The sequence below is a fragment of the Streptococcus bovismuti genome, assembly GCF_042436615.2.
In the GTDB taxonomy this organism is placed as follows: domain Bacteria; phylum Bacillota; class Bacilli; order Lactobacillales; family Streptococcaceae; genus Streptococcus.
This window is the reverse complement of record NZ_JBHMFR020000002.1, coordinates 47,929-73,796: the sequence shown is the minus strand read 5'-3', so window position 1 is coordinate 73,796 and position 25,868 is coordinate 47,929. Positions and strand designations below refer to the sequence as shown.

The 25,868-nt window shown below is 40.0% G+C and carries 33 protein-coding genes, 2 tRNA genes and 2 pseudogenes; 20 read left to right on the top strand and 17 right to left on the bottom strand.

From position 1 onward, the window contains the following. Positions 1 to 5 precede the first annotated feature (5 nt). Together ACERDH_RS03310 and gggC are read left to right on the top strand one after the other, a co-directional pair. Positions 6 to 773 (top strand): hypothetical protein, encoded by a 768-nt coding sequence (locus ACERDH_RS03310; RefSeq protein ID WP_061590385.1) that lies wholly within the window; start codon positions 6 to 8, stop codon positions 771 to 773. A gap of 138 nt (positions 774 to 911) precedes the next feature. Beyond that, positions 912 to 2,459, top strand: coding sequence for a streptosactin export ABC transporter GggC (gene gggC / locus ACERDH_RS03305; RefSeq protein WP_386679436.1), 1,548 nt, complete (start codon positions 912 to 914; stop codon positions 2,457 to 2,459). 51 nt (positions 2,460 to 2,510) lie between these two features. On the opposite strand, the gene ACERDH_RS03300 is transcribed toward gggC, so the two are convergent. Together ACERDH_RS03300 and ACERDH_RS03295 are read right to left on the bottom strand one after the other, a co-directional pair. After that, positions 2,511 to 3,206, bottom strand: a complete 696-nt coding sequence (locus ACERDH_RS03300; protein WP_001288943.1) for an LrgB family protein — start codon at positions 3,204 to 3,206, stop codon at positions 2,511 to 2,513. Continuing rightward, positions 3,203 to 3,577, bottom strand: a complete 375-nt coding sequence (locus ACERDH_RS03295; RefSeq protein WP_000781325.1) for a CidA/LrgA family protein — start codon at positions 3,575 to 3,577, stop codon at positions 3,203 to 3,205. The genes ACERDH_RS03300 and ACERDH_RS03295 overlap by 4 nt, the downstream gene beginning before the upstream one ends. Before the next feature lie 282 nt (positions 3,578 to 3,859). Between ACERDH_RS03295 and ACERDH_RS03290 the strand changes: the two genes are divergently transcribed. The 7 genes from ACERDH_RS03290 to queF all read left to right on the top strand — a co-directional run bounded on the left by ACERDH_RS03290 (position 3,860) and on the right by queF (position 7,409). Further along, positions 3,860 to 4,240, top strand: coding sequence for a MarR family winged helix-turn-helix transcriptional regulator (locus ACERDH_RS03290; RefSeq protein ID WP_045611106.1), 381 nt, complete (start codon positions 3,860 to 3,862; stop codon positions 4,238 to 4,240). Positions 4,241 to 4,340: 100 nt separating this feature from the next. Next, the gene (locus ACERDH_RS03285; protein ID WP_000570255.1) at positions 4,341 to 4,562 is read left to right on the top strand and encodes a DUF4649 family protein; all 222 of its coding nucleotides are present in this window, start codon (positions 4,341 to 4,343) and stop codon (positions 4,560 to 4,562) included. A gap of 15 nt (positions 4,563 to 4,577) precedes the next feature. Continuing rightward, positions 4,578 to 4,892, top strand: a complete 315-nt coding sequence (trxA, locus tag ACERDH_RS03280) for a thioredoxin (RefSeq protein WP_001029581.1) — start codon at positions 4,578 to 4,580, stop codon at positions 4,890 to 4,892. 201 nt (positions 4,893 to 5,093) lie between these two features. Continuing rightward, positions 5,094 to 5,747: a 7-cyano-7-deazaguanine synthase QueC gene (gene queC, locus ACERDH_RS03275; protein ID WP_386679431.1), complete on the top strand. Its 654-nt coding sequence runs from the start codon at positions 5,094 to 5,096 to the stop codon at positions 5,745 to 5,747. Beyond that, entirely contained in the window at positions 5,747 to 6,190 is a 444-nt protein-coding gene (gene queD, locus ACERDH_RS03270; RefSeq protein ID WP_386679429.1) for a 6-carboxytetrahydropterin synthase QueD, read from the top strand. The genes queC and queD overlap by 1 nt, the downstream gene beginning before the upstream one ends. Further along, positions 6,183 to 6,899, top strand: a complete 717-nt coding sequence (gene queE / locus ACERDH_RS03265; protein WP_000196461.1) for a 7-carboxy-7-deazaguanine synthase QueE — start codon at positions 6,183 to 6,185, stop codon at positions 6,897 to 6,899. The genes queD and queE overlap by 8 nt, the downstream gene beginning before the upstream one ends. A gap of 18 nt (positions 6,900 to 6,917) precedes the next feature. Further along, positions 6,918 to 7,409 (top strand): preQ(1) synthase, encoded by a 492-nt coding sequence (gene queF, locus ACERDH_RS03260; RefSeq protein ID WP_000082587.1) that lies wholly within the window; start codon positions 6,918 to 6,920, stop codon positions 7,407 to 7,409. A gap of 163 nt (positions 7,410 to 7,572) precedes the next feature. Here queF and ACERDH_RS03255 read toward each other — a convergent pair whose 3' ends face one another. Beyond that, positions 7,573 to 8,241, bottom strand: coding sequence for an MIP/aquaporin family protein (locus tag ACERDH_RS03255; protein WP_000714814.1), 669 nt, complete (start codon positions 8,239 to 8,241; stop codon positions 7,573 to 7,575). 254 nt (positions 8,242 to 8,495) lie between these two features. On the opposite strand from ACERDH_RS03255, the gene ACERDH_RS03250 reads away from it, so the two are divergent. Continuing rightward, entirely contained in the window at positions 8,496 to 9,260 is a 765-nt protein-coding gene (locus ACERDH_RS03250; protein WP_000048148.1) for a (S)-acetoin forming diacetyl reductase, read from the top strand. 107 nt (positions 9,261 to 9,367) lie between these two features. Here ACERDH_RS03250 and ACERDH_RS03245 read toward each other — a convergent pair whose 3' ends face one another. Continuing rightward, positions 9,368 to 10,144, bottom strand: coding sequence for a DUF2785 domain-containing protein (locus tag ACERDH_RS03245; RefSeq protein WP_386680705.1), 777 nt, complete (start codon positions 10,142 to 10,144; stop codon positions 9,368 to 9,370). 11 nt (positions 10,145 to 10,155) lie between these two features. Further along, positions 10,156 to 10,488 (bottom strand): winged helix-turn-helix transcriptional regulator, encoded by a 333-nt coding sequence (locus tag ACERDH_RS03240; protein ID WP_000182730.1) that lies wholly within the window; start codon positions 10,486 to 10,488, stop codon positions 10,156 to 10,158. Positions 10,489 to 10,637: 149 nt separating this feature from the next. Here ACERDH_RS03240 and ACERDH_RS03235 point away from each other — a divergent pair, with 149 nt between their 5' ends. Continuing rightward, positions 10,638 to 11,027 carry a nuclear transport factor 2 family protein gene (locus ACERDH_RS03235; protein WP_261031919.1) on the top strand — a complete coding sequence of 130 codons (390 nt, stop codon included), beginning with the start codon at positions 10,638 to 10,640 and terminating at the stop codon, positions 11,025 to 11,027. A 169-nt stretch (positions 11,028 to 11,196) separates the two neighbouring features. Here the strand turns inward: ACERDH_RS03235 and pepF are convergent, their stop codons facing one another. The 8 genes from pepF to ACERDH_RS03195 all read right to left on the bottom strand — a co-directional run bounded on the left by pepF (position 11,197) and on the right by ACERDH_RS03195 (position 17,479). After that, positions 11,197 to 12,993: an oligoendopeptidase F gene (gene pepF / locus ACERDH_RS03230; protein ID WP_386679423.1), complete on the bottom strand. Its 1,797-nt coding sequence runs from the start codon at positions 12,991 to 12,993 to the stop codon at positions 11,197 to 11,199. Between the two features lie 10 nt (positions 12,994 to 13,003). After that, entirely contained in the window at positions 13,004 to 13,747 is a 744-nt protein-coding gene (locus ACERDH_RS03225) for a 16S rRNA (uracil(1498)-N(3))-methyltransferase (protein WP_386679422.1), read from the bottom strand. 1 nt (position 13,748) lies between these two features. Then, positions 13,749 to 14,699: a 50S ribosomal protein L11 methyltransferase gene (prmA, locus tag ACERDH_RS03220; protein WP_386679420.1), complete on the bottom strand. Its 951-nt coding sequence runs from the start codon at positions 14,697 to 14,699 to the stop codon at positions 13,749 to 13,751. A 14-nt stretch (positions 14,700 to 14,713) separates the two neighbouring features. After that, entirely contained in the window at positions 14,714 to 15,610 is an 897-nt protein-coding gene (locus ACERDH_RS03215) for a GIY-YIG nuclease family protein (protein WP_271631009.1), read from the bottom strand. Next, on the bottom strand, positions 15,611 to 16,039 hold the full coding sequence (locus tag ACERDH_RS03210) for an NUDIX hydrolase (protein ID WP_271631010.1): 429 nt from the start codon (positions 16,037 to 16,039) through the stop codon (positions 15,611 to 15,613). A gap of 9 nt (positions 16,040 to 16,048) precedes the next feature. Continuing rightward, the gene (locus tag ACERDH_RS03205) at positions 16,049 to 16,519 is read right to left on the bottom strand and encodes a DUF3013 family protein (RefSeq protein ID WP_203213456.1); all 471 of its coding nucleotides are present in this window, start codon (positions 16,517 to 16,519) and stop codon (positions 16,049 to 16,051) included. A gap of 291 nt (positions 16,520 to 16,810) precedes the next feature. After that, positions 16,811 to 17,263, bottom strand: a complete 453-nt coding sequence (locus ACERDH_RS03200) for a type II toxin-antitoxin system HicB family antitoxin (RefSeq protein WP_203213457.1) — start codon at positions 17,261 to 17,263, stop codon at positions 16,811 to 16,813. 36 nt (positions 17,264 to 17,299) lie between these two features. After that, a complete protein-coding gene (locus tag ACERDH_RS03195; protein WP_001132279.1) occupies positions 17,300 to 17,479 on the bottom strand; it encodes a type II toxin-antitoxin system HicA family toxin in 180 nt (59 codons plus the stop codon). 398 nt (positions 17,480 to 17,877) lie between these two features. Here ACERDH_RS03195 and ACERDH_RS03190 point away from each other — a divergent pair, with 398 nt between their 5' ends. From ACERDH_RS03190 to ACERDH_RS03170, 5 genes and pseudogenes are all read left to right on the top strand, one after another. Then, positions 17,878 to 18,093, top strand: a complete 216-nt coding sequence (locus tag ACERDH_RS03190) for a hypothetical protein (protein ID WP_203213458.1) — start codon at positions 17,878 to 17,880, stop codon at positions 18,091 to 18,093. Positions 18,094 to 18,108: 15 nt separating this feature from the next. Further along, a pseudogene (locus tag ACERDH_RS03185) lies at positions 18,109 to 18,300 on the top strand (CPCC family cysteine-rich protein); the annotation flags it as partial. A 9-nt stretch (positions 18,301 to 18,309) separates the two neighbouring features. Further along, a pseudogene (locus ACERDH_RS03180) lies at positions 18,310 to 18,495 on the top strand (CPCC family cysteine-rich protein); the annotation flags it as partial. A gap of 214 nt (positions 18,496 to 18,709) precedes the next feature. Beyond that, positions 18,710 to 18,919, top strand: a complete 210-nt coding sequence (locus tag ACERDH_RS03175; RefSeq protein WP_238393769.1) for a CPCC family cysteine-rich protein — start codon at positions 18,710 to 18,712, stop codon at positions 18,917 to 18,919. Between the two features lie 30 nt (positions 18,920 to 18,949). Continuing rightward, positions 18,950 to 19,156, top strand: coding sequence for a hypothetical protein (locus ACERDH_RS03170; RefSeq protein WP_203213459.1), 207 nt, complete (start codon positions 18,950 to 18,952; stop codon positions 19,154 to 19,156). Positions 19,157 to 19,184: 28 nt separating this feature from the next. On the opposite strand, the gene ACERDH_RS03165 is transcribed toward ACERDH_RS03170, so the two are convergent. Then, positions 19,185 to 19,511: a hypothetical protein gene (locus ACERDH_RS03165; protein WP_203213460.1), complete on the bottom strand. Its 327-nt coding sequence runs from the start codon at positions 19,509 to 19,511 to the stop codon at positions 19,185 to 19,187. Positions 19,512 to 19,513: 2 nt separating this feature from the next. Next, positions 19,514 to 19,711, bottom strand: coding sequence for a hypothetical protein (locus ACERDH_RS03160; protein ID WP_203213461.1), 198 nt, complete (start codon positions 19,709 to 19,711; stop codon positions 19,514 to 19,516). A 407-nt stretch (positions 19,712 to 20,118) separates the two neighbouring features. Between ACERDH_RS03160 and ACERDH_RS03155 the strand changes: the two genes are divergently transcribed. The 4 genes from ACERDH_RS03155 to ACERDH_RS03140 all read left to right on the top strand — a co-directional run bounded on the left by ACERDH_RS03155 (position 20,119) and on the right by ACERDH_RS03140 (position 22,725). Beyond that, the gene (locus ACERDH_RS03155) at positions 20,119 to 21,390 is read left to right on the top strand and encodes a replication-associated recombination protein A (protein ID WP_386679415.1); all 1,272 of its coding nucleotides are present in this window, start codon (positions 20,119 to 20,121) and stop codon (positions 21,388 to 21,390) included. A 264-nt stretch (positions 21,391 to 21,654) separates the two neighbouring features. Further along, positions 21,655 to 21,727: transfer RNA gene (locus tag ACERDH_RS03150), tRNA-Lys, on the top strand. Between the two features lie 347 nt (positions 21,728 to 22,074). Next, positions 22,075 to 22,590 carry a DUF308 domain-containing protein gene (locus ACERDH_RS03145; protein WP_386679413.1) on the top strand — a complete coding sequence of 172 codons (516 nt, stop codon included), beginning with the start codon at positions 22,075 to 22,077 and terminating at the stop codon, positions 22,588 to 22,590. A 62-nt stretch (positions 22,591 to 22,652) separates the two neighbouring features. Next, positions 22,653 to 22,725: transfer RNA gene (locus ACERDH_RS03140), tRNA-Lys, on the top strand. 140 nt (positions 22,726 to 22,865) lie between these two features. On the opposite strand, the gene ACERDH_RS03135 is transcribed toward ACERDH_RS03140, so the two are convergent. Next, on the bottom strand, positions 22,866 to 23,954 hold the full coding sequence (locus ACERDH_RS03135) for an AI-2E family transporter (protein ID WP_261051630.1): 1,089 nt from the start codon (positions 23,952 to 23,954) through the stop codon (positions 22,866 to 22,868). A 9-nt stretch (positions 23,955 to 23,963) separates the two neighbouring features. After that, positions 23,964 to 25,253 (bottom strand): DUF308 domain-containing protein, encoded by a 1,290-nt coding sequence (locus tag ACERDH_RS03130; RefSeq protein ID WP_265465633.1) that lies wholly within the window; start codon positions 25,251 to 25,253, stop codon positions 23,964 to 23,966. Between the last annotated feature and the right edge of the window lie 615 nt (positions 25,254 to 25,868).

Here is a 25,868-nt window from a genome sequence, read left to right as displayed (position 1 = left end):
TTATTATGTTTTGGAATTTAGTTCGCTACGAATTTAAAAATGTTAACAAGTGGTATTTAGCCCTCTACGCTGCCGTTCTAGCCCTTTCTGCCTTTATCGGAATACAGACACAAGGCTTTAAAAATCTACCTTACCAAGAAAGTCAGGCTACTATGCTATTTTTTCTATCTACTGTCTTTGGTGGTTTGATGGTTACACTTGTGATTTCAACTATCTTCTTGATTATTAAACGCTTCAAAGGTAGTGTCTATGACCGACAAGGTTATCTGACTTTGACATTGCCAGTTTCTGAACATTATATCATCTCAGCCAAACTAGTCGGTGCCTTTATCTGGTCTATTGTCAGCACTACTGTACTAGCAATCAGTGCTTTCATTGTTCTGACCCTTACGGCTCCAGATTGGTTTGCAACTTCTGACGTGATTCCATTTATAGAAACACATCTTCCTCAACTCTCTCTTATGGGGGTATCCTTCCTACTAAATACTATTTCTGGAATCCTCTGCATCTACTTGGCTATTTCCATTGGACAGCTTTTCAATGAATACCGTACCGCACTGTCAATTGTAGCCTACATTGGTATCCAAATTGTCGTTGGCTTTATTGAACTCTTCTATCGTTCTAACCCTGGTTTCTACTTCCCATCAACCACAGGAGGAGCTGATCAGTTCCAGATGGGCATTATCATGACTATTCTGGAAGAAGTTATTCTTATAGCCATCTACTATCTAGGAACTTATCACATTTTGAAAAACAAGGTTAATTTACAATAGTTTTAAAGTCTAGCGACAATAACTCGCTAGACTTTTTTCGACCTCAGGATTTACATTTTTATATGAAGTATTCAATAAAAAGGAGTATAATGACTTTAAAACTAATTACATGTATATCGATAAGGAGGTCAACTCTTTATGCTGAAAAGATTTGTTACTAAGAAGCACCTCGTACTTTACTTCTTTTCTATTACCATTACTTGGCTGGAAGCAATTATCACACCAGCTCTTGTTCAGAATATTGTTGCTAGTTTTACCAATCAAGAGCTAGGCCTTCTTTGGAAAGTTTTGATTTTAGGAATCCTTGGTAATCTCATTCTCTTACTAGGTTTGGCTGGGAAACGCTATTACTACGCCCGTTTGATTACTGACTTCAAATATGGAATCAAGAGTGCTATTTTCAAGCGATTTTTAAACAGTTATGAGATCGATGAAAAGGATATTTTGTCTGACCTAGAAAACGACGTCAAGCAACTAGAAGAAAACTATATTGAGCCAACGGTCATCATCATTTCTTCTCTGGGTTTTACCACTGTGTCCATTCTCTATGCCCTGTGGACCAATTTTTACCTAGGCTTGATTTTCATCCTCTTCTACTCCTTTCCTGTACTATGCAGTGCTATCGGATCAAAGCGTTTGGACTCACTTTCTGAAAAGCGGTCCACTGTTAACCAAAGCTACTTAGCAAGCTTGACAAATTTTATTGGCGGTAGCCAACAAATTCGCCATTATCAGGGGCAAGACTACTTTTTTGCTCGCTACCAAAAGCAATTACAAACCAGTCTAGATACCGAAATTAACTATGAAAAACAACGAACTTTAAACAGTCTCTTGATCAATAGTATCGATGCCTTTTGTTCTGTCACACCAATCGTCATCGGTGGCTTTATGACCTACTATAATTATTTAGATGCGGCTAGTTTTGTGGCCATCTATCTGGTTTCCCATAATATCGGCTATCAATTCCAAGAGTTGGCCTACTTTACCAACACTCGAAAAGCGACTCAAACTCTTCTTAACAAATACCAAAAACTTTTGGACCAGTCTGACTCCATCTCGCCTAGAAGCATAGAAAATATTTTCCCTATCCAGCTTAACACCATCTCCCTAGAAAAAGATGGAAATAGCCTCCTGTCTCCGATTTCCATGCACATCAAGCAAGGAGAAAAAATTGCCATTATCGGCGAAAGTGGCTCTGGTAAAACAACCCTGCTCAATATCATTCATGGAGAAGAGATACCAACAAGTGGACAGATTAGCTTTGCTGGTCAAAATCTGTCACGTAAAGAAATCACAAGCTTTAGTTCCTATATCCTCCAAGATAGCCATTACTTTGACACGCTCTCTCTGGAAGACAATATCCTTCTAGGACTGGATAAAAGTCCAGAGACTTTGAATCATATACTCAAAAAAACAGGATTAGAACATTTGAAAAATCGCCCCCTCAGCAACGACAGTCTGTCTGGTGGCGAGAAACAACGCCTAGAAATCGCCCGCGCCCTCTACCATGATAGCCAACTCATCTTAGCCGATGAGATTAAGGCCAATCTTGACTCGGAAAATAGCAGAAAAATTAGCGACTTGCTCTTCTCCCTACCTCAAACAGTCATTGAAATTATTCACCACTACACGGAAGAAGACTTAAAACACTATGACCAAGTCATTCACTTAAGCAAAGAAAAGTAATAGTCTATAACATACGATTTGAAAAAGCAAGGAACCCGAATTCCTTGCTTTTTAACTCAATATCAAACTGGCTACAATGGGGCTGACAAAGACATAGAGAATACCGGTGACACCGATAGCCAAGCCACCCATGGCTCCTGCTACAGAACCATATCGAAAGGCTGTCCCTGTTCCGACTGCATGGCCTGTTCCTCCAAGGGAAAGACCAACAGCTACTGGGTCGTCAATTTTCAACCACTTCAAAAGGGTTGGGCCGATGACACTGGTTAAAATCCCAGTTGCCACTACAACCACCAAGGTCACGGTCGTCAGACCTTGCAATTTTTCTGTGATTCCCACTGCCATGGCGGTTGTTACTGACTTGGGAAAGAGAGAAATGGCTAGGAAAAAATCCATGCCAAAGATTTTGGCCACAAGGGCTGTGAAAGAGGTATTGACAACTACTGCTAGCAGACTACCAAAGAGAATACTCCGAGCATGGTGCTTCATCAAGTGAAAACTCTTATAAAGGGGAATCCCTAGAGCAACAGTCGATGGGACAATCAAGTTGTTCAGATAAACCCCACCTTGGTAGTAATCTTGGTAAGAAATACCCGTCACCTTTAGAAAGATGATAATGAAAATAGCTGACAAAAGCAAGGGCGTTGTCAAAGGATGGGGAAAACGTCTGTAAATCAGCATTCCTACTAGATAAGCTAGGATAGACAGGGCAAGCCCAAACAGGGGATTGGAAACAAATTCACTCATTTGGCATCTCCTTTCTCATAATCTCCCTCAAACCGTCTCTTGATGAACTGAACTACCAAGGCTATGAGGATAATATTGATGACAGCCGCAAAAAAGACAATCAAAACAATGGGCAAGAGATAGGGAGCAATGACATCAAACTTTTCCATGATTCCCACTGCTGGTGGCAAAAAGAGAATGGTCATATTGGCCAGCAAGAAATTCCCCACCATATTGACATGTCTGGTTCTCAGCCACTTAAATTGTAGGGCTAGAAAGAGAATAATCAAGCCGATAATACTGCCTGGGATAGGCAAATGAAAGAAACTGGAAATTCCCTCTCCGATTAGAGAAATCACAAAGAGAATCATTAATTGAACATATAATTTCATCCTAAACTCCACGAAATAGACTTCTGCATACCAGTTTACTCTTTTTTCAGAAAATTTCAAGGAAACACACAAGAGATAATGAAAATTAGAGAGGAAAAGGGATACAGACAATTAAAAACAAGTGAAAACAGGCATGATTTAGGGTGAAAGATTCTAGCATCCTTCTTGCCAGCTTTCTTGAAAAGTAGTATAATTATTGCATGCGCAATCATCTTGTGATACAAAGACTGTCCGTGAATGGACCTTCTTCTATTTTATAACTCTAAAAAGAAAGGAGATACTATGACCTATTTGGAAAAATGGTTTGATTTCAATCGGCGTCAGAAAGAAATTGAAAGTCTCTTGGAAGAGACAATTGCTCAGCAGAGCGAGCAAAGTCTGACCTTGAAAGAGTTCTACCTGCTCTACTATCTGGACTTGGCTCAAGAAAAATCTCTACGCCAGATTGACCTGCCAGATAAGCTTCATCTGAGCCCGAGCGCTGTTTCTCGGATGGTGGCTCGCTTGGAAGCCAAAAATTGCGGTCTACTTAGTCGCAGGTGTTGTGATCAAGATAGACGCTCTAGTTTTATCTGCCTGACAGGTGATGGGCAAAAGACACTGGCCTCTCTACAGAAAGCTGTCGAAGAAAGCTTGGAAACTGGTTTAGATTTCTTGATTTAAGATGATTTTAGAAAAAAAGTTGCGTGCGCAATCATTTTTCTTGACATTCTCTTTTACAAGGAGTAAAATAAAGTCATCATTAAACAAAGGAGTTTTTAAAATGATTGAAATTACCTATCTAGATGCCAGCAAGAACGAAAGAACTGTAACTTTCGAATCTTATGAAGACTTTGATCGTTCACAACAAGCTTGTCTTATCGGCGTCGCAGACTACTACCCTGTCCAAAAATTAACTTACAACGGTCATGATTTGGACTACCATGGGACTTATGGAGATATCTTCTTCTATCTCAAGAAACAAGATTTAAGCCAATATAACTAAAAAAGGAGAAATACAATGGCAAAAGCAATTACAGATGCAACATTCGAACAAGAAACTAAAGACGGTTTGGTCTTGGTAGACTTCTGGGCAACTTGGTGTGGTCCATGTCGTATGCAAGGTCCAATCTTGGATAAATTGTCTGAAGAACTTTCAGAAGATGTCTTGAAAATCGTTAAAATGGACGTTGATGAAAATCCAAATACAGCTCGTGCTTTTGGAATCATGTCTATCCCAACTCTTCTCTTCAAAAAAGACGGCCAAGTAGTGAAACAAGTTGCAGGTGTTCATACTGCAGAACAAATCAAGGCCATCGTTGCTGAATTGAGCTAATCAAACGAGAGACCAAGTACTTTCTTTGGTCTCTTTTTTCTTGCCCTTTGCCATTTTTCAAAAAATATGCTAGACTGTAGGTAGAATATTACGATGTTTGGGACATGCCATCGCTAAAAAAAACCTCTACTTGGTATTTTTTAGCTCCCTCATGGGAGCTTTTTGCGTGCTCTGAACATTTCCCATTTTGGAAGGAGTACTATGAAACGTCAATCAGCCTTGGTCGTCTTTAGTGGCGGTCAAGATTCTACAACCTGCCTCTTTTGGGCTAAAGAACACTATGAAACGGTCGAAGCCGTCACTTTTTCCTACGGCCAACGCCACCATCTTGAAATTCAAGTTGCTAGAGAAATCGCTAAGGAACAAGGTGTTCGTCATCACATCCTAGATATGTCTCTGCTGGGACAAATCACTGAAAATGCCTTGACTTCTGATCTAGAGATTGAGCAAAAAGAGGGAGAGGTTCCCAATACCTTCGTTGATGGTCGTAACCACCTCTTTCTATCCTTTGCGGCAGTCCTTGCTAAGCAACGAGGCATTAAAGATATCGTGACAGGTGTCTGCGAGACAGACTTCTCAGGCTACCCCGATTGTCGAGATGTCTTTGTCAAATCCCTTAATGTAACCCTCAACCTTGCCATGGATTACGACTTTGTTATCCAAACACCTCTTATGTGGCTGGACAAGGCTGAAACTTGGGAGTTGGCTGATCAACTCGGTGCCTTTGACTATGTTCGTGAAAAGACCTTGACCTGCTACAACGGGATTATCGGAAGTGGCTGTGGAGATTGTCCAGCCTGCCATCTACGTCAACATGGTCTAGATGTTTATCTGTCACAGAAAGGAGAGGCCTAATGTTTTTTGCACCCAAAGAAATCAAACAAGAAACTGGCGAGTCTCTTGTCTACAATTCTCACAGAACCCTGGTATCAAAAGAATTTACCTTTGACGCTGCCCACCACCTCTTTCACTATGAGGGAAAATGCAAATCCCTGCATGGCCACACCTATCATTTGCAGATTGCTGTCAGTGGATTTTTAGATGAACGTGGCATGGCCTACGATTTCGGAGATATCAAAGCTATCTACAAGAACTACTTAGAACCCCACTTGGATCATCGCTATCTCAATGAAACCCTGCCCTATATGAACACGACTGCTGAAAATATGGTTTACTGGATTTTCCAAACCATGAATCAAGAGTTGCCAGACGAACGTGGTCTCCGTTTGGAATACGTTCGCCTCTATGAGACTCCGACTGCCTTTGCAGAGTTTAGACGGGAGTGGTTAGATGACTAGGGAACGTGTCCTCAAACTACCAGTTCTAGAAATTTTCGGCCCAACTTTTCAAGGTGAAGGTCGTGCTATCGGGCAGAAAACCATGTTTGTCCGCACTGCTGGTTGCGACTACCACTGCGACTGGTGCGACTCTGCCTTTACTTGGGATGGTTCTGAAAAACCAACTCGCATGACAGCTGACGAAGTCATTGCTGCCTTGGATAAACTAGGTAGCTACGACTATGTCACCCTATCTGGGGGAAATCCTGCTATCCTAGCAGCTAACATGGCCGAATTGGTCACCAAACTAAAGGAACGTGGTGTCACTCTGGCTGTTGAAACCCAAGGTTCTCGCTGGCAAAATTGGTTGAAAGACATCGACCAGGTCACTCTGAGTCCCAAACCTCCTTCATCCAAGATGGAAGTCAACTTTGAGACCTTGGACTTTATCGTTTCCCAACTAGATCCAGATAAGGTCACCTTTAAAATCCCTGTCTTTGATGATGCAGATTTGGCTTTTGCCAAAGGAATTCAAGAACGCTACCAACCAGATGTCCTCTTCTTATCGGCTGGAAATCCTGAGCCCAAGGCCACAGGCAATATTATCCAAGATCAACTGGACCGCCTCAAAGAACTCTGGGAACGCATCGCTGCCGACGATAGCTGGGGCAATGTCCGCGTCCTTCCTCAACTCCATACCCTCCTCTACGACAACCAACGTGGAGTTTAAGATTAGAAAGAAAAAATCATGTCACAACAAGAAGAAATGAAAAACCTAAGCCTACTAGGCAACAAAGAAACCAACTACATTTTCGAGTATCAACCAGAAGTCCTCGAATCCTTTGACAATCGTCATGTGGAAAATGACTATTTTATCAAATTTAACTGTCCTGAATTTACCTCACTGTGTCCAATCACTGCTCAACCAGACTTTGCGACGATTTATATTTCCTACATTCCTGACAAGCTCTGTGTCGAGTCAAAATCCCTCAAACTCTACCTCTTTAGCTACCGAAACCACGGAGATTTCCACGAAAACTGTATCAACACCATCGGGAAAGACTTGGTCAACTTGTTAGACCCTCGCTATTTGGAGGTTTGGGGAAAATTCACACCGCGCGGTGGCATCTCAATTGATCCCTACTACAACTACGGTAAGCCTGGAACTAAGTATGAAGGATTGGCAGAACAACGCCTCTTCCAACACGACCTCTATCCAGAGAAAATTGACAACCGTTAATACTCTTCGAAAATCAAATTCAAACCGCGTCAACGTCGCCTTGCCGTACTCAAGTACAGCCTGCGGCTAGTTTCCTAGTTTGCCCTTTGATTTTCATTGAGTATAAACAGATAAGAAAAAGCCCTGTTCCTCAAATCGAGGAGCAAGGCTTTTTGAGTTTCAATTATTCTTCTGTTCCAAGGAAGTTTTTAGCAACAAGGGCTGCAAGAATCCCACCAACGATTGGAGCAAGGATGAAAATCCATACTTGTTGAAGGGCTGAGCCACCTACCAAGACAGCTGGTGCCAAGCTACGAGCTGGGTTTACTGAAAGTCCAGTAATGTTCAATCCCACAAGGATCATGGCCATCAAGGACAAACCGATTACCAAACCAGCAATCGCTCCATTGCCCTTGCTTTCTGAAGTCACGGTCATGATAACCAAGACAAACAAGAAGGTTGCGATTGTTTCAAACAAGAAACCACCAAAGACAGTGACACCGTTTGCCAAGGCATTTTCACCAAGACTAGTAGTTGACATCCCTGAGTTCGCCAAGAGGAAGAATAGCGCAGCTGATGCAAGGAAAGCTCCAACTACTTGCCCAAGGATGTAGTTAACAAGCTCCGAAGATGACAAACGTTTGTTTACAAACATAGCGATCGAAACCGCTGGGTTCAAGTGAGCACCTGAAACAGTTCCGATTGAGTAAGCAGCAACCACGATTGCCAGACCAAAGGCAAAGGCGATTCCAAGGTGACCTAAGCCATCAAGACCATTTCCAAAAACAACAGCTCCTGTCCCAATGAACACAAGCATGAAAGTACCGATTAATTCAGCAACAAATTTTTTCATTTTCTTTCTCCTTTTTTCAAAAACTAGATACTAGTCTATCAAAAGTAGGAAAGGGTTTCAAGAAAATTGATTGGAAATTTCAGGTTAAAATTCTGTAAAAACGGTAGTTTTTATTTGAAACATTTTTTTCAAAGGTATATAATGTCAATATAGTTCTAATGAGTTATTTATTCCCTAATTGGAACTAATTTTTACAACTTTGCTGTTCTTTTATGAACGTTTGAATGGTATCGTGGATGCCAAGGAGGAATCATATGTCTAAAGTTGCTATTGTCACTGGTGCAGGTCAAGGAATCGGTTTTGCAATCGCAAAACGATTGGTTCAAGATGGCTTTAAGGTAGGAGTCTTAGACTACAATCCCGAAACAGCTGAAAAGGCTGTTGCCGAATTATCAGCTGAAAATGCCTTCGCTGTCGTGGCCGATGTTTCGAAACAGGCAGAAGTTGCACAAGCATTTCAACAGGTTGTTGACCATTTTGGTGATTTGAATGTTGTCGTAAATAATGCTGGTGTTGCTCCAACTACTCCTCTTGATACAATTACTGAGGAACAATTTACACGTACTTTCGGTATCAACGTTGGTGGTGTCATTTGGGGGTCACAAGCTGCACAAGCGCAATTTAAAGCACTTGGCCACGGAGGTAAAATTATCAACGCAACTTCTCAAGCTGGTGTAGTCGGTAATCCAAATCTAACTGTTTATGGTGGAACCAAATTTGCTGTTCGCGGAATTACGCAAACATTAGCCCGTGATTTAGCAGACTCAGGTATCACTGTTAACGCCTACGCACCAGGTATTGTTAAAACACCAATGATGTACGATATCGCTCATGAAGTTGGTAAAAATGCAGGAAAAGATGACGAGTGGGGTATGCAGACATTTGCAAAAGATATTACCCTAAAACGCCTATCTGAACCAGAAGATGTGGCTGCTGCTGTCAGCTTCCTCGCAGGACCAGATTCAAACTACATTACAGGACAAACCATTATCGTTGATGGTGGTATGCAATTCCATTAAGATACAGGAAAAGAGGTTGGAAAATGATTCAACCTCTTTTATTAGTTTTCATTATCAGGTAGGAGGATACAATAGAAACCCTATTACTAAGTAATACTAGTTAATCCCTAATATTGAAAAGATTGGATAGCTTCTTTCAAGTCATCTTGTAAACTATTTCTCTGGTCAAGTTGGACATAGACTTCCAACAGACAGGATCTAAAGTTGGAAAATTTGTAAAAATCCTCCCTTTCTTCTATCGGAAAATCAACCGTTTTTATCCAAGCAGTTACTTGCTCTTGCTCCAACTTCCCTTGTAAAATAGGTTCATAGATCACTCTGGCTAAACGCCAATCCTCATCATCTGTAAACCGAATGGTAATTCTTTTAAATAATGGGCCAAGTATGTCAAAGACTTCATGAACTCTATTATGACAAACTACTTCTGTCAGTAAATCGGCTCCATGTGCAAAAGCATGAACCCAACCATACTGACTTGAAAAACCCGTTGTATCCTTTTCTTTTGAAAGATAATACAAACCTTGATTTAAAAGGACATTACGAATTCCTGCATTTAATCCCTGATAAAAAATCGATTGCTGGTTGGCATCTGCAGACAAGAGATTTGCATAAATAAGCGCCCTAAAAGAACGTTCAAGGGTTGACAGTCCTACCTTATCAATCTCTTTATCTAACCCTCCATCAGATGAAATCCCCTCAGCAATGAAATAAAATTGTTCCTGTGTAAATAGCTCTTCCTGAATCCCTCTAGCAAAGCTTGTAAAAACAAGATCATCGCGAATTTCTGGAGAAGGATCTCCCAAATGATCAAGCAACCACTGGATTTCCTCCTCATGATAACTTGTTTTTTCTTCTGCTATTTTTCTAAGTAACTCTTGATACATGGTCAATACCTCTACATTTCTAGCAACTTGATATAATCTAGACCCCATTTCTCGACAGCATCTAAGACAACTCTGAATTCCTGCCCCATTTCAGTTAAGCTGTACTCAACTCGTGGTGGAACTTCGGCATAGACCTTTCGTTGAACAATCTTATCCTTTTCTAATTGACGGAGATGACGGGTCAAAATAGTTTGAGTAATCCCAGGCAATAATCTCTGCAATTCTTTAAATCGTTTGGTACCCGTACTCAACTGATAAATGATTACCAGTGCCCATTTCCCCGTTAAAACCCTCTGCGTTGTCGCAAATGGACAAATACCATACTCACTCACTTTATTTGTCATAAAATATCTTCTTTCTATTTTTAAAAAAATTTATCTTTTAGTATCAATAAAAGTACTACTTTTGATACTAGCTATCAAAAAAGTGTCTACTTGTTTTTTTGTTTGTAACTGTTACAATTATATCATAAAAAAAGAAATGGAGAATAGATATGTCAACAAACTTAGAAATTTTCAATGCTTATAACCAAGCTTTAATTGCTGGTGACTTTCCTAGTGTCTTTGAAACGATGGCAGACGATATTGTCTGGCATCAACCTGGTAATCATAGTATATCTGGTTCAGTTGTTGGTAAGGACAAGCTAGGAACTCACCTGGCTACATTTGCTGAGAAAACTAATGGAACCTTTAAGGTGATAACAAATTGGGTTTCTGACAATAAGGATTTAATCGCAGCCAATGTTACTTTTCTTGGAACACGAGCTGATGGTACTGAACTCAATATGAACGGGATTGACCTCTTCCGTATTGAAGACGGAAAAATCAAAGAAGTGTGGCTCTTCTCTTCAGATCAAGCTGAAGAAGATAGCTTTTGGGGATAATTTAAGAGGCCAGGACAAAAAATTTTGATTTTAGAAATTCTTTATTATAAATTTTTAAAATCGATAGATTAGAAAAAAAAGCGAACAAGACAGAATTCTGAGTATCAGATAACTCGTTTTGTTCGCTTTTTTTATTTAAGGTTAGACTTTTGTCCCAGACTCTTTTAATTTACTCTCCCAACTGGGCACTGTAGGCGATGATCTGATCAACTGTGTCAGACAAGAATTGGATGGTATCACGGAGTGGTTTATCTGTAGAGATATCTGCTCCGATAATCATAGCTGACTCAAGCGGTGTCTTGCTACCACCTGATTTGAGGAGTTTGAGCCAATCTTCAGCTCCAGTTTCTGAATGTTTCAGATGAAGGTAACCCGCAGTCGAGATGACTAGTCCTGCTGAGTAAGTGTAACTATACAAGCCCATGTAATAGTGAGCTTGGCGCATCCAAGTCAAAGCTGCATCATCATCAATCTCAATAGCATCTCCCCAGAAATCCGTCAAGACTTCCTTCATAATACCGTTGAGTTTGCTTGCTCCAAAGGTCTCCCCTTCTTCAATCAATGTATACACCTTACGCTGGAAGGCTGCTTCCAAAAGGTGAGTGATAAAGTTATGGAAGTAGGTATCTGTCAAGCGGTGGGCAAGGGCGAAGCGTTTTTGACGTGGGTCGTCAGACTGGTGTTCCAAATAATCACTTAACAGCAATTCATTGAAGGTTGACGGCGCTTCGACATAGTAGGTTGACATGTGGGCGTTGAAGTAGCTTTGGTGATTGTCTGAAAAGATGAATTGACCAGAATGCCCGATTTCATGAATCAAGGTATAGACATCGCTCAAACGGCCTGTCCAGCTCATGAGAACATAAGGGTGCACGCGATATGGATCCGCCGCATAACCGCCAGAATCCTTGCCACTATTGGCAGCAAAGTCCACCCAGCGCTCTTCTTGATAGCGAGCAACTTCCTGACAATATTCTTGCCCCAAAGGTTCTACCGACTTCATGACCAAGTCATAGGCATCTTCAATAGTCACTTGAGGATTGAGGGCGCTATCCAAGTCCAATTTCCAGTCAGCAAAGGTCATCTTTTCAAGACCATTGACCTTGGCAACATGCTTGAGGTATCTCTGAGCAACGGGCGCAAAATCCTTCATGATGAGGTCAATCTGACGATCAAACATAGTACGGTCTACTTCCTGCTCAGCTAGAAGATAATCAAAGACTGAGTTGTAGCCCTTCATATCTGCCAGTAGTTTTTCAGACTTGACTTGGGCTAGATAGGCTGCTGCAGCCGTATTTTGGTGCTTACGAAGTCCTTCTGAGAAGGAACGGAAAGATTTCTCACGAACCTCAGCATCCTCGTGATTTTGGTAGAAATTCTCATAGGTGACAAAGCTGTTTTTGTAGGTCTTACCATTGGCTTCAAAGTCAGCCATTTCAAAATCCCCAGCTCGCATCTTAGTATAAATGTCCTGTGGACTGTAGAAAACTTCACCGAGATTGGTCAAGGCTTTTTCCACATCAGCCCCTAGATAGTGGGCTTTTTTGATTTTGGCCTGACGAATGGCAGCTGTTAAATGTGGCAACTCACCCAATCGGTCCAAAACTTCCTCATCAGCTTCCACCAAGGCATCGTCAAAGAAGGTCAAGGCTACACTGGCATCTGTTTCAAATTCCATCCCAGCTTGAGCAATGTTAGCAAATTCGTCATTGCTATAGTCCGTCGTCTGAGGCATAAAACCATAGTTACCAATATGGCTCATCTGAATGTAGATTTGTTCCAATTCCGCAAAGGCCTTTTCAAAATCCTCAAAAGTATGAAGATTGCTCTTGTAATCACGGCTAAACTGGTTGATGTCTTCACGAGTCTTCTCGATCGCACGCAAGAAATCCTCACGGTCTTGGTATAGGGCTGTTAAATCCCAAAGTTCCTTCTCTGGAAATTCTGAACGGTGTTTTTGTTCCATTTTCTTCCTCTTATTTCTCTAATTCTAATAAAACACTAAGGGCTGATAAGGCGTAAAGCGGTGCTGTTTCTGCTCGCAAAATGCGAGGGCCAAGTCCTGCCAAGACGGCTCCCTTAGCTTCAAAACTTTCAATTTCTGCAGGTGACAGGCCACCTTCTGGACCAAAGATAAAGAGCAGTTTTGCTCCTTTTTCAAGGCCAGAAACCGCTTGTAAAAGCGCAGCGACTTCTCCTTCTTTTGCTGATTCTTCATAGGCTACTATGATAGAGTCAAACTGGTCAAACTGAGCTAGAAAATCTGCTTTCTTCTCAAAAAGCTTGATACTTGGGATAACATTACGCTTACTTTGCTCTGCTGCTCCAAGAGCGATTTTTTCTAATTTCTCAGCCTTTTTGCCCAATTTCTTGCCGTCCCACTTGGCAACTGACCAGTCGGCAGGGAAGGCCCAGATTTGACTGGCACCGAGTTCGGTTACTTTTTGAGCGATAAACTCCAGCTTGTCCCCCTTGGGAAATCCAGATGCGATGGTCACTTGGACGGACAGTTCCACATTGTCAGCTAACTCTTCAACCAACTCAAACTGACGAGCTTCCACATTCAGCACACGTGCCAAACGTTTAATGCCATCATCAAAGACCAAAGTAACCTCATCATCTTCTTTCAAGCGCATAACCTGAAACATATGCTTGCTGGTTTCCTTGTCCTCAATGGTGACAGGAGAAATAGCACTGCCTTTGACAAAATACTGTTGCATGCTAGCCTCCAATCACACCAGAGATATCCTTGGTTTTCTTAAAGACGCAGGCATTCCATTCCCCTTGAACCATGTGAGTTTCAAGGAAAAATCCAGCTGACTCAGCCGACTCGCGCACCATGTCCCACTTGTCCTTGATAATCCCACTCATGATGAGGTAGCCTTCATCCTTGACCAAGCGATAAGCATCATCCGTCAGATGAACGAGGATATCCGCCAAGATATTAGCTACAATCACATCTGCCTCAATCTCAACTCCCTTAAGCAAGTCTCCAGCAGCAACATGGATATTTTCCATGCCAGGGTTGAGTTCAATATTTTCCTGAGCCACACGAACTGCCACATCATCTAGGTCGTAGGCAAAGATTTCCTTAGCACCTAGAAGCGAGCTGGCAATGGAAAGGACACCTGAACCAGTCCCCACATCCAGCACCGTTTCGCCACCACGAAGGACCTGCTCCAAAGCAAAAAGGCTCATCTTGGTCGTCGGATGGGTTCCAGTCCCAAAAGCCATGCCAGGATCCAGCTTGATAATCTTTTCTCCCGCAGTCGCCTCATAGTCCGTCCACGACGGCACGATGGTCAAATCATGAGTGATACGAGCTGGTTCATAGTATTTCTTCCAGTTGTCTGCCCAGTCTTCCTCAGCCAAGGCAGTCGTCCCCATCTTGACCTCTCCCAAATCCATAAAATCTGTCAATTCTGCTAAGCGAGCCTGCAAATCTGCCTCAACCACTGCCACATCAACCGTTTCAGGGTAGTAGGCTGTCACTACGATTTCTTCTTGCTGCTCTACCTCTGGGAAAATCTCACCAAAACGATCCACATTCCCCACATAGTCCATACTATCTTCAATCGCAACACCTTGCGCTCCTAGCTCGATCAGGAGGTTAGAGACTAGCTCTTCTCCCTCACGCTTAACTGTAACTTTTAACTCTTGCCATGTTTCCATAAATTTTTTCCTTATCAATCTATTAATTCTTCTAATTCTTTTAAAGTTCTTCCATCCTGATCTTTCCAATCAGTTCGACCGTTCGTTTGCATACCCAGCAAAAAAGCCGCTGCATAAGAAGGGCTAGAAAAGAGTTGTTTTTCTTTTAACACTCCATCTTGAATGACCCGAGAAGCTATTAAATTCTGACGCATTTCTTTTAAACTTGCTGGAAGGTTAGGAGAATCCATTATTTCTACTTGACTTCCTTCTAAAACAACAAAACCTTCAGTTGTCCGTTCACAAGTTGCTTCTATTACTTTTTTAGATTTCTTAGTTTTACGCTTTAAATAAAGATAAGTTGAATGATTATCAGTCAAATCTTGACTAACTTCCTTTATCATTGGAACAAAAACACGATAACCTAAAGTGCCGATAATCATTAGTGTATTTTCAACAATTTCATCCAGTTCAGATTCCTTTTCCTCAGTTACATTACCAGGATTTGGATCATTCCCATTTTTCACAATGTAACGACCAGCTTCTTTAGCAAGTTGAGTAAATTTATTTTCCAAATAGCTAATTTCTGTTGGACCAAAAGAATTATTTTGAGTTGTTAGAATGATGACGTCATTAAAATAATCTGCATGAATATCACGGGTATGCTCTTGAATTCGCAGCAATATCCCTTCACCATTTTTCCGAGTTGTTGCCTGACCAATATAGGTCACATCTTTTTGCTTATCTTCATCTCGACCAAATAAGAAATAAATACCACTTTGTTTCATTTCATCACGAGACTTCAAATCTCCCAATTGAATACGAGGTATTTTGTAAATCACTCCCGTCCAATTTGACAAAGTACATTTGATTTTTCCAGTTACTTCACCATCCATGAGAAACATATTGATATTCTTGCTACGCTTCGCCATTTATCGAACTTCCTCCAAATAATCTCTCACCATGTCCTGCAACTGGGGCACGACCTTATCTGAACCAAGAAATTCCTCGACATTCATGAGCTGATAGCCCTGCCCTTCATCACCAAAGGTGATATTGTAAAACTGGTTCTGTGTCAACTGACCGACAAGAAATACAGATTGTTTATCCGCAAAAAGCATACTTGGATAAACCTTACTCCAAAGCAGACAATCTTCAGTCAGATGAATTCCCAGTTCTTCATAAACTTCACGCGCCACGCACTCAAAAGGACTTTCATCCCCCTCGCGTCCCCCACCAGGCAGTTCCCACATATTGGGCCAGGGAATGCTTGCCTTATCATCGCGTAAGATGGTCAGGAGCCTATCCCCACAAAACAAAGCAATCTTACAGCCTGTGAAATCAGAAATCTCTACTTCCATGTTAGACTCCTAGTATCTCGGATAAGGATAAAATTCTCCCTCTTCCAAGCCCACTTTTCCTTCTTCAAAGACTTCTTGATTCCATTCCATGACGAATTCTTCTGCTTCTGGGTCATCCAAAAAGTCCATAAGGGCATCTAGACCAACCTCGGCAGTATCTTTAAGGAATAGTGCAAAATAGTTTAAAAATTCGCGAGAGAAACCTTTCTTTGGTAAGTAAGGAATAACCGTCAAATAATCTTCCTCATTGACGGTTGACTTAGCAGGATTGTAAAAGAGTACCGCTTCTTCAAAGAGAATGTCATCTGATGAAACCTCTCCATCTTCATCCACCATCTCCACACCTGCAGCATTTTGCGCTTCCAATAGAAAACTCACTTCAACCGCGTGGTTGCGCTTGTCCCAACTAATCTCAAAATCAAAGGGAAAGTTCTTCTCCAACTCTTCCTCTAAAACATCTAAAAATCCGTATGTTGCCATTTTGTCCTCTTTCTATGCGACTCTTAAATCGCCCCGATTGCTCGGAAATATGCTAAAATAGATACTACCATCTTACCACAAAATTATTTTATGTCCTAATTATACCATATTACCTCATTTAAACCCTTGGTATCAGTGATTTTCTTAAACAGTTGATTTCCTTATTTTTTCCAAAAAGTCAACACAAAAAGCCCTCGAAAGGGCTAGCAAATCTATAGGATCAATAGATAAGTAACTAGCACAATTAGATGTGCTTTTTTATTGACCACTCCCACGATACCACACTTAATCTTAGGCTTGAATTTTCTTATCTGCAATAGCGTCTGTCAAAGTCTGAGAAAAGTTAAGTCCCATTTCTCGTCCCAACTTATCTGCCCATCTTGGTATAGTCAAGGTCTTTTTAATTGGTTCCTGACTTCCTAAGTACTCTGATACATCAACAGATACCATAGAAATAAAAGATTTATCAAGGTCATAGGTTGACACGAAATCTTCATCATCTTTAAAAGGATCATTATCAATTAAGGACAAGCTATTGATATCTGATGGCTGGGGCAAATCTCCATCACTCTCTATTAAATCTGCGACAGTAATTCCTAACCACTCCGAACCCATAGCCAAAGCCTCAGAAATCCCCGCACCTTGTGTAGCTGAGTATTCAAAATCTGGGAAATGAACAAAATAAGTCGCTTTTACTCCATCTGTATCATCATAATAAAATAAAGCTGGATACGTAACTAACATCTCACTACCTCCATATCAAAAAGCAGGGGTTGAATTTTACAACCCAGCTTGCTTTCTTATCCCTCTTTCAGTGTACTTATTCAGCTCACCATGAGGGATTGTGATAGGTCTTTCCCCTTGCTTCTCCATTTTAATATGGGAGCCTTTACCGCCTTTGGTCTTTATCCAACCATGAGCCGTAAGGAGTTTAACCATCTCTTTTTGTGTCATAGGCATAGCGCTTTTACCTCCTGACAACACTATTATAACACGTGCTACACGTATTGTAAAGTAGTAATACTTATTACTCTCTTATACATAAAAGCCCCTAGATGTGGTTCTAAGGGAAGCCTTATATAAACGGATAGGCAGAACTATCAGAGTTCCTGCTTTTCTCGACCCACTAGAAATGGCGCGATTCAATCTCAACATTACTTCTCCTCTCTTCATTAAAAAATGATTATCACCCAAAATTATATTACGATTTTTATAAAAGACTAGCAAAAACTACTAAATCAATACATTCGGCAGACGAGAAACTTGCATTGTCAGATAAACTGTTTTATCATTTACCATACTTTATTCATTAGTAATATCACTTGATTTGAAGTATAATATTGGAAAGGAAATCAGTAATGAGTTTAGAACGATATTTAGGAAAAGAAATTAGTGTTGTTTTTGTTGACGGGCAAATTTTAGAGGGTCATTGTAATAGCTTTACAGGGAAACTTGATACGGAAGATGAACTCTATGATGAAATTACAATAAGAACAGATAAATATCCATATGTTGGATTTAATGAATCTGAAATCGCATCAATAGAGTTAACTCAAGACGGTATTACAAAATAACAGGAGTTGTTTATCATGAATAAAACTAAAAAAGAGAATTTAATTTTCATTGATGGTTGGGAGCATGTGCATTGCCCTGTATGTGGAACTTTAGTAGAAACTTATGATATTTGCGATGTTTGTCATTGGCAAAATACGGGAGCATTTAATATCGATGGTGGTCCTAATAAAATGACTCTTGCTGAAGCGAAAATGGCTTATAAAAGGAAGAACGACATGAATGAATCACAAAAGACTTGGGAAATTAACGGGGAAATATGGCTACATTGCCCTGTTTGCGGAACTGAAGTTATGGACTATGATATCTGTGACGTTTGTCGTTGGCAAAATACGGGTATTATAAATATTGACGGTGGCCCTAACAAGATGACTCTCGCCGAAGCCAAAGAAGCTTACGCAAGGAGAAAAATCGTAAAAATTCGAGAATTTGATACAGTGTTGTTAAAAAACGGTCAAACGGCGACAATTGTCGAAAAGTTAAGTGAAGATACTTTTATTGCTGACATAGGTGATTCACCCAAAGACTGGGATACCATAACAATCACAATCAATGATATTGAAAAAGTAGTGTATTGAAATAGCTAATATATTTGTATAGTATTGGGAGTAACCTTAAATGAATAAGACTATAAAAAAGAATATAATAATGATTGACGGATGGGAACATGTGCATTGCCCCGTATGTGGAAATTTAGTAGAAACATATGATATTTGCGATGTTTGTCATTGGCAAAATACAGGAGCATTTAATATCGATGGCGGTCCAAATAAAATGACCCTTGCGGAGGCTAAAGAAGCTTATGTTAATGGAATTCCAATAATATAATAGACTATAGTACTACGAAAGGAGAGACTGATGGAACTTAGAAGATTTAATAACAAGGTTGTCAGAATCACCGATATTGATGGCCAAATATTTGAAGGTGTAGCTCTTTACGAAGACAAAGATGTCCACGATGAAGAACTTGATGGGTTATCCGTTAATTCTGGAACCAGGTGGACTAAACTCTTTGAAGATGAAATCAAGAAAGTTGAAATTATTAACCAAGATCAAATGGAGTAAAAACTCCTTCGAATAGATATCCACTATTTCACTTTTCAACCATGTTTATAATTTCTTTTAAGCTTGGTTTTGTTTTTCTAATTCTATCCCATGCCCTCATTTTTAAAAAAGTCCCTAAATAGATGCCATTTATCTTTGGTAATTCGTTAGAAAGATTGTATTTCTCTCTAATCTCATCTTTATGACTTTCTACAAATTTGCTACGAGGTAAGCAATAAAAAATACCTTCCCCAAAATAACTTAAATCTTCATCAGATAGTTCAATTAGTTCTTCAGGTTTTACAAAAATCGCTCTATTAACTCTATCTTTGCCACTGGCAAAGGCTTTCTCCACAAATCTTTTATCTAGTCCCATCTTTATTTAACTCTCTTAAATTGTTTTAGTTCCAGAACAGTCAGTTCTTTAAATTCTTTTCCTGTTTCGTTTAAATATTTGTTAATTTTTCCAAGATTGTATTTCATAGGTGCTGGTTTCACTCCATTTGGTAAACCAACTAGTCCGTCAAGTTCCATAAATGACTTATTTTCAAGTAGCTTTGAATTTGAAGTATTCATCTAGTTCCATTTCTCCTTTTCAAATATTGCTATCTAAATTTATATCTACTATGTACTTTATCAAGAAAACTTCCTGACTTGGTAATTCCATCATTTCCATTCCTTATCACCTCTCTTTTCATTATAGTTCATGCAATAACATTTAGCAATATTATTTCTCAAGTCAGCAATTCCACTTCTTTAGACTCAACTATCATATTTTAAGCTTTAAGGGAAATCCATTCTCTCATGCTGATACCTCTCCTCATCAAATTAAATAGTCAAAAAGCTTCTATCTCGCTCCCGGAATGTTACAAAACCATTGAAATATCACAACTAATAGGCTAGAATGGACATAGTAAGATACATTTGGTGAGTTATACTGCTCAAAAAATATGAAACTAAAATCCACGCTAGAAAGGACTGCTATGCCAGACAATCTCGCGCTTCGCATGCGCCCAAAAACCATCGACCAGGTTATCGGTCAGGAGCATCTGGTCGGACCTGGAAAAATTATCCGCCGCATGGTGGAAGCCAACCGCCTGTCTTCCATGATTCTTTATGGACCTCCAGGAATCGGCAAGACCAGTATTGCCTCTGCCATCGCAGGGACGACCAAGTATGCCTTTCGAACTTTCAATGCGACAGTTGATAGTAAAAAGCGACTGCAAGAAATCGCCGAAGAGGCTAAATTCTCTGGTGGTCTCGTCCTTTTACTAGACGAGATTCATAGACTAGATAAAACCAAGCAAGACTTCCTTTTGCCTCTCTTGGAAAGTGGACTGGTCATCATGATTGGGGCTACGACTGAAAATCCTTTCTTTTCTGTCACTCCTGCCATTCGCAGTCGTGTTCAAATTTTTGAGTTGGAACCTCTGTCTAACCAAGACGTCAAAGAGGCTCTTCAGATAGCTCTAAATAACCCTGAACGTGGTTTTGATTTCCCAGTAGAACTAGATGAGGAGGCGCTGGATTTCATCGCAACCTCTACAAACGGAGACCTTCGCTCTGCCTTCAACTCACTGGACCTGGCTGTTCTCTCTACTCCCGAAAATGACGAGGGCATCCGCCATATCACCCTAGACATCATGGAAAATAGTCTTCAGAGAAGCTACATCACTATGGACAAGGATGGAGACGGTCACTATGATGTTCTCTCTGCCCTTCAAAAGTCTATCCGTGGCTCAGATGTGGATGCCAGTCTTCACTATGCTGCCCGCTTGATCGAGGCTGGTGATTTGCCAAGTCTCGCTCGTCGTTTGACTGTTATCGCTTATGAAGATATCGGTTTGGCCAATCCTGAAGCCCAGATTCACACTGTGACTGCTCTGGATGCTGCCCAAAAGATTGGTTTCCCAGAAGCCCGCATTCTCATTGCCAATGTCGTGATTGATTTGGCCCTTTCTCCAAAATCCAACTCAGCCTATGTAGCTATGGATAAGGCGCTTGCCGACCTCAAAACATCAGGGCACTTGCCTATTCCGCGACACCTGCGTGATGGGCACTACAGTGGAAGCAAGGAACTGGGGAATGCCCAAGACTATCTCTATCCACACAACTATCCTGGAAATTGGGTCAAGCAAGACTATCTACCAGAAAAAATCCGCAATCATCACTATTTCCAAGCAGAAGATACTGGTAAATATGAACGGGCTTTGGCTCAAAGAAAGGAAGCTATCGACCGTTTGCGAAAAATCTGAAATCCTTTTCAAAAAATTGCACTTTCCTCTTGATTTTTTTTGAAAAAGTGGTATTATATAAACATAGAAACGCTGTGGTGTACGACTTCACACTTAAGTGTTGACCGACTATTTTTTGTATTATTAGGGAAACAAAAGTCTTCTAACAGCATGTAGGCCGTCTCACACGGAAACAGCTTCAGTTAGAGCGAGTTGCCCACCTGCTTAATTGCGCGGGTTCAATACAAACCGTGAAGTTTCGGCACCAATACAGCTTTTTTCTTTGCCTCCTTAGCTCAGCTGGCAGAGCAGCGGACTCTTAATCCGTGGGTCACAGGTTCGATCCCTGTAGGGGGCATCTAAATACAACAGGAAAAGCCTTGATTTACAAGGCTTTTTTGCTTGTCTATAACTGATTTACCCCATCATTTGTCCCACATTTTAAATCTATCTTTTCTTTTTGAATCAAATTACATCTTTACAAATAGTGTAAAGCCAGTTACTTTTGCTTTGATGCCATACAATATTTTCATGTAGAGAAGACAAATTTTATCTTCTCTTTTTATTTTCAAAATAATAAAAACTGATTTTCTTTTCATAAATCAGACTGAAACTTCCAAATTTTCCATTTTGTTTATTGACATTTCCTCTAAAAAGGTGTATAATATTTTTATTATCAAACTATACTATATAGGGGGTATTGAAATGAAATTTTCTAATCGTTTACTGCTATTCCTTGCAGGAGTTGTTTTTGTCCTTTTAGGACTTTTCCTATTTACAAACCCAGTAGCTAATCTTGTTGTTTACAGCTGGTGGATTGCATTTGGTTTACTGGTTTCTTCTATAGCAGATATTTTAGGCTATTTCTCTGCACCAAAAGAGCTTCGCTCACCAGCTCATCTTTTCAAAGGGATTGTTAATCTTCTCTTAGCTCTTTACCTCGTTGCCTATGGCTTTGTGACGCTGCCAGTTGTCATTCCAACTATTTTAGGAATTTGGTTAATTGTAGAAGCCATTATAGTTTTCTTTAAAGGCAATCGTCTGGGATTGATTTTCCCTATTATTGGCAACCATATCATGTGGATAGCGTTGCTTGCATTTTTACTAGGTCTAGTGATTTTGTTCAATCCAGTAGCTACAAGTGTCTTTGTCGTTTATGTCGTTGCCTTTGCATTTTTAATTGTTGGTTTCACCTATATCCTTGATGCCTTTCGTAAATAATCTAGCTGCCATTTTGGGCATATTAAAATAGCTGGGAAGTTACATTCTCAGCTTTTTCTGTTGCCTCCTTAGCTCAGTTGGTAGAGCAGTAGACTCTTAAGCTATGGGGCGCAGGTTCGAGCCCTGCAGGGGGCACATCTAAATCAACAGAAATAAGCCTTGAAACCAAGGCTTTTTTTAACGTCTAATAGCTTTTTGTAGAAAAGTATTTAAAAATAAAAGAGAAGAGAATCTCTCACTCTCTTCTCAGTATATCTTATTAAATTTAGTTTTTCTTAATCTAGCTGATTTTCCTTTGCAACGACAAATTCCTTAACCAATCGATAGATAACAGCAAATATCGGTGTAAAGAATATCATCCCAAGTAGTCCGAAAAGATTCCCTCCAATACTAGCAGCCGCAAGCGTGAAAATAGCTGGCAAACCAATAGACTGACCTACAACTCTAGGATAAATAAGGTTTCCTTCAATCAGCTGTATAACTTGATATAGAAGAAGAGAAAGTAAGGCTTGAGTAGGACTCACTGTGAAGATAAAAATCGCTCCCACAACACTAGCAATCATAGGCCCTACATAAGGAATGAACGATAGCACTCCTGCAAAGATACCTGTCATTACTCCATAGGGTATCCCAAACACGCTGTAACCAACCGCTATCATAACTCCTATGATAACTGCTTCAATCAGCTGACTCATCAAAAATTGGTCATAAGTCTCTAGTGCTACTTGTCCAATGTAAGTCAACTTTATCACCACCTTCTCTGGAAGAAAAACTTTTAGAAGTCGACTCGTCATCGCTGCCAAATGTTCCTTACTGGATAAAAATAAAAAGGTGAAGACTATAATCAAAAAGGCATTCATCAAACTTGAAAAAATATTGCCGATATTACTAGTCAGACCTGATAAAAAACCTATCAAAGCTTGGCTAATAGAACTAGATTGTCCCTGTATGCCTGATACGATAGTTGACAACATGTCTTTGGTTACAAATTCCGAGCTGCCTAGAAATTTCCCAAGTTGAGTAAGGACTGTTGAAAGGACTGTTCCCAGCTGACTAATAGTCTGAGCTAGGGTTGGCAGCACCAAAACCAAAAGAGCAATCACGATTAAGATAAGAGCTAGGAAAACAAGTACCATGGCAATCGGACGACGCAACTCTGCCTTTACCTTCAATTTAACTAAGTACTGTTCAATTTTTTTCATAGGAACATTAAGCACAAAAGCAATAACAGCACCATAAATCAAGGTTGATATTACATCAAAGAGAGAGATTGCTCCTGATATAAAGCTCGATGCATTCAGAATTACAAGAGCAACCAGCCCTATAAAAAGTATTAACGGGGTGTATTTTTTTACTAAGTTCATAAATTCTCCTTAATAAACATGTTTAGATACGACTATACTATTTGGTTTTTCAAACTCTCGATTAAGGTAGGCTTGGTAAGTTCCTGGAGCGATAAATCCTTTGGGTGAGAGGATATCGGTGCCAGCCTGACCGACTATGGTATCAGCCAAGAGCACACAGTTTGTAGATAAGACAAAGTAGGATTTAAACTTAGATTTGATAAATTTATAAAGTTCCCCATCTGTCTCATGTCTGATTTTATAAGCGTAGGTGTAGTCTTCCTTACCATCCCCTGTCATGATTTTATCTGCGCTTGGCTCCCATGGAATCGTCAGTTGTTTCAATTCAGCCAACTTTTTCTGAACTGCTTTTTCCATTTCAGGCGTCAAATCTATCCCATAACCAAAAAGCGTTTTTTGACTCTCACGTTTACATAGGTCAATGTACTTGTCACGATCACAGAAATATAAGACACCATCTCCTACCATGCCAAATAAGGTCTCAGAAGACGGATCATAGTTGCCATAAGAAATAACACGGCCTTGATAGCAGATATCCACATGACCAATTGCCGAAAACAGAGAGGTCTCAGCTGTATGAACAAAAATTTCAAGCTCCGCTGTCTTACCAGACTTCACTATTCCAAGATGGATATCCTCTCTCTCATCAGCATTTTCCTGCATGAATTTGTTGATTTTTGCTAAAGTACTTGCAGGGATGAGAGCGGCTAGGACAATAGGTAAGCTCATTCTTACACGACGTTTGAGATGGTTTTTCCCAATTTCCTCCTCAAACAAGAAACCATCACGGATATTGGACAGACCATAAAGGAAAAAATAAGCCCCTAAAACAAAGAGTTGAAAGACAGAATTTCCCGTAGAGGACAAAAGACTAGTCCCACCAAGAAAAACTAGTACGAGTCCATCTAGTAAGAGACGAAAACGAGGTCGAATTTTGTTTTTGCGGTAGAGAACATAGGTGACAAGGTTAATACTAGCATGAAAAATCTGATAAACTCCAATCACAAGAGCCAAAATATAAATCGGCACATCCGTCGCAAGATTGGAGCCAAGCAAATATCCCAGCACTAACAATTTAACCAGTGCAACTCCCAAGGTGTCCGTTGACTGACTTTTTTTGAAAATACGTAATACTAAATCTAAGACCGTTGCTATCCAAGCTAAAAACAGAACCAGTCGAATAACCTTTACTGGCAACCAAGTCCCCGTGACCATCAAGATGAGACCTAGCAGAACAAACAAGAACCCCTGAGCAAGTAATTTCTTACCTGTCAGACCTAAAGATAGAATTTTCTCCATATAAAAACCTTTCAACAATAAAAATTAAACACTCCGATTAAACTGACTAGTAAATAGCCAACACTACAAACAGCCTGTGCCAGCAACATATGGTGACTAGAAATGACTGTAGTAATGTCACCATCTTGTCTTATGCACTTCTAAAATTTGTTATATTGATTAGAAACCAGAGCTTATAAAAACTAGCTAAACTCGAGAGATAGACACAATTGCGACGAAAAAATGTATAACCAATTCAACTTGTTAAGGTAAGAAAGCATTATTTCCAATCTATTAATTATTCATCTATTACCTATTATGACACAATATTCCCTATAGTTCAACTTTTTACTTGTTTTTATATTACACGGACTAAAAAGTTTTCAACAGTTGATTGCATTTGTTTTAATAAGTTTTAACCTTTCTTGGTTAGATAAAAAAAGAACCATACAGTTTAGAATCTGTATGGTTTTTGCCCCACTTTTGTCCCATTTTTAAATCATGACATTGAAAATACCTAAAATCACTTATATTTCAATATTTTTAATTGCTCTCAATATGAAAGTCCTTTCCAAATCCCTGTAGGGGGCATCTAAATCAACAGGAAAAAGCCTTGGAATCAAGGCTTTTTTGTGT